Source organism: Geobacillus sp. DSP4a (genome assembly GCF_013096875.1).
Lineage (GTDB): Bacteria > Bacillota > Bacilli > Bacillales > Anoxybacillaceae > Geobacillus > Geobacillus thermophilus.
Map to the genome: position 1 here is coordinate 1 of NZ_SDLD01000095.1, position 3,120 is coordinate 3,120.

Annotated in this window: 3 protein-coding genes; all 3 read left to right on the top strand. The window is 36.0% G+C overall.

Annotated elements, in window-relative coordinates; genetic code table 11:
• The first annotated feature begins 354 nt into the window (after window positions 1-354).
• The 3 genes from ETC02_RS16350 to ETC02_RS16360 all read left to right on the top strand — a co-directional run bounded on the left by ETC02_RS16350 (window position 355) and on the right by ETC02_RS16360 (window position 2,406).
• Complete coding sequence (locus ETC02_RS16350) at window positions 355-504, top strand: hypothetical protein (RefSeq protein ID WP_253264179.1); 150 nt, start codon at window positions 355-357, stop codon at window positions 502-504.
• A 272-nt stretch (window positions 505-776) separates the two neighbouring features.
• Window positions 777-974 carry a transposase gene (locus ETC02_RS18470; protein ID WP_171698428.1) on the top strand — a complete coding sequence of 66 codons (198 nt, stop codon included), beginning with the start codon at window positions 777-779 and terminating at the stop codon, window positions 972-974.
• A gap of 112 nt (window positions 975-1,086) precedes the next feature.
• Window positions 1,087-2,406, top strand: coding sequence for an NHL repeat-containing protein (locus ETC02_RS16360; RefSeq protein WP_050367849.1), 1,320 nt, complete (start codon window positions 1,087-1,089; stop codon window positions 2,404-2,406).
• The last annotated feature ends 714 nt before the right edge of the window (window positions 2,407-3,120 follow it).

Genomic DNA, 3,120 nt, shown 5'->3' on the forward strand with positions numbered 1-3,120 from the left:
TTGACTGTTTCCATTCTACCAACTTCGTGGTCTGTATGCGGAAGAAGGATCCTGACTGATGAACCTATTTCATCCAGCTAACATGTTTCTGGGATTGAGTGAAAATCACAGAAAATGGTGAAGACCCTCTTTTTCCTTAATCTGTATAAATGCAGATTGATTTTCCGACATATAATAAAACGTCTCAACTGCTCTTTTGCCTAACTTAACCTCCTTATTTATGTCGATTTTTCAATCTGAACTTATATGTATCAATCTTGATTTCAAATATATATCATGATTTTGAATTTACAGTCATAAAGCCTCAATTCCTTTCGGGGAATTGGGGCTATTTTTATTTTAAGAGGGAAAAGGATGAGCAAGTATCAAACCATCAACCACCAACAGCTAGAGTTGCTAAAAAGAGAGGTGTCTGCCAAGCAACCAGCGAAGCGCGTCAACATTGTAAGCCTGAAGTTTGTTCGGGAGTCTAGTGCACTGTGCAGGGAGCATCAAATTCAATGATTAAATAAATAGGTTAGATTTAAGTGAAAAATAGCATCTACCCTAACTAATAGTTTCATAGAAATATCGTCTCTGTCAGAAAAGATTGCCCCATAGGGACAGTCTTTTTTCATTATATTAAGGCTATTTGTCGTCTTATGGAAGGTCGACCAATAGAATGGTATTCAACCTCATACTTTGATGCCAATTCAAGCTCAAAACAATTTTTTCCATCAAAGATAACAGGCTCTTTCATTTTCCGGTGAGCTTTTTCCAGATTTGTAACCTGTGCAATGCCGTATTCGCCGAATTTAAATTTGGCCGAATGGATTTGGGGATGGCTGAAAGAGAACGTGATTGCTAATCGGTTTCATCCCACTCGAAAGGAGTTGAGAGAATTGATTGTTTCGTTCTTGGAGCACCTCGCTCCATTTTCAGAAAAAGTGCTCCAACGCATCGGACAGATAGGCTATGTCGGAAAATTAATCTGAACTTATATAGTTATAGTTGTTTTTTAAAAAAAATCAAAAAAATGTTAATCAATCAGGTGAAATTATATTAAAATTGATATGCGAAATAAAAAACAGGAAGGAAGTGGAATAAATGAAGAAATGGTTAGGATTGTTGGGGATGATGGTTTTGATTTTTGCACTAGCAGCTTGCAGCAAAAGCAATGAGGCAGGGACAAAAGAAATTAAAACTAAGTTGATGGATGGTGATGAGATAATTATTAAAGGGGTTGGTAAACCTTTCGAACCTTCAGACAGTACAACAGTTGCACTAAATGAGGGAAAAGCTTCCATAAAGATGCAAGTGAAAAATTCAGAAAAAGACATATATTTTGATGTCGCACTATTTCCGGAAATAGAAGGGAATGGATCTGTCTACTCATTAGTAACCGTTGATGGAAATGGTGATTTCTCGAAAGAAGAGAAATTTGAGGTGCCGAAAAAAGGAGATTATACAATTAACATTCATATGGACGGAAATGTTCAAGATGATTTCAAAGCTGAGTGGAAAGTGGTAATTAATCAAAAACCCCAGAAAGACAGCAAATATAAGAAGCAATTAAGGCTTGCAGAAGTAGATCAAGTAATTGGTGGAAGAATGGATTCGATGGTAACAGGAGAAACTGGATATGGTTCCGTTGTACGAGATTTTAAGGTTTTAGGTTCTGACTCTGTTTCATTTTTAACTTATTTTAATGATCATTACTATAAAACAGAGTTAAAAAATGGTAAGTGGAAAACAATAGAAGAAGAAACAGGTAATCCTCTAGATGAATTAGAAAAAATCAGGGAAAGTCATAGCGATTTTGATTCCCTGTTAGATTTAAACACATCCAAAGGAGAAGCAAAACTAATTACTTATGGTGGAAAGTATTATATCTTCTATGAAGATGTAACCATACCACAAGAAGAGATAGCTTTGTCGGAAGAATTCTTGGCTAACAAAGAGTTAATGGATTCTGACTCTGTATATTGGGATCAAAAAAAGAAAATGGTTTATTCTGTGGTAGACGAGGAAGGAGACAAAGTAATCTATCGATATGATTTGAATAAAAACAAAATCGTTCGTGATGAAAAAGGTGAGGTAGAAGCAACTCCTCTTCCATTTGATGAAGAAATTGTCGAACCAGTAAGATTTGCAACAGACAAGGATGGAAACGTGTATGTAGCAGCACTTGTAAGTGACGAATATCGAGTGCTATTAACGGCATATGATAAAGAGATGAAGATGATCGCTAAACCAATTACGGTGACATCTATTTACGAGAATTACGATAAAGGGAAATTTGTTATTGTAGCAACTAATAATGGAGTGGATATTTGGAATGTGTTTGATGAAAGAATTGTGAATGGATACGAATTCAGCGGCCCTACAAAAATTGGTGTCAATAGACATTCTATTGTTCTTCAATAAAAGATTGATAGATATATGACTTAAAAAAGCATTCAATAATGGATGCTTCAGACTGTTGACAAAATAGGTTACAGTCGAATGTCTGTAACCCATTTTAAGTATGCGTGCCTGGTGTATTAGATAATAATGTCGAAAAAGTTTTCTTTTCGACAAAATAAAATCTGTATCAAACTTGATTTCAAATATATATAAGTTGCAATTTTGTTTTACATGGCATTGTTCGCTCTTCTTGTCACCGTGCCAGCTTGTTAGGTGATAAAGTAAAGACGGGACATGGAGGTCGGAAATTCTTTATTACAACCTATATATATTATGATTTTGAACCCATAGTCATAAAGCCTCAATTCCTTTCGTGGAATTGGGGATATTTTGTTTTAGGAGGGAAAAGGATGAGCAGGTATCAAACGATCAACCACCAATAGCTAGAGTTGCTAGAAAGAAAGGTGTCGATCAAACAGCCAGGAAAGCGTGTCAACATTGTCAGCCTAAAGCTCGTTCGTGAGTCTAATGTGCAGTATAAGGAGTGTCAAATCAAATCCCCCAGAGGATGCGGTGTAAATTATCACTTTATTTCGGAACAAAAGAGACATTTTTTTGCACATTCCTTCAGAAAGCCCTCTCCCCTTTTCTGAAAGAATGTGCTAAATTTTTTGTGAATTATTTCGGAAGAGAAAATCCATCGGTTCATAGGAGGGGGAGGAGGACGTGATTCAA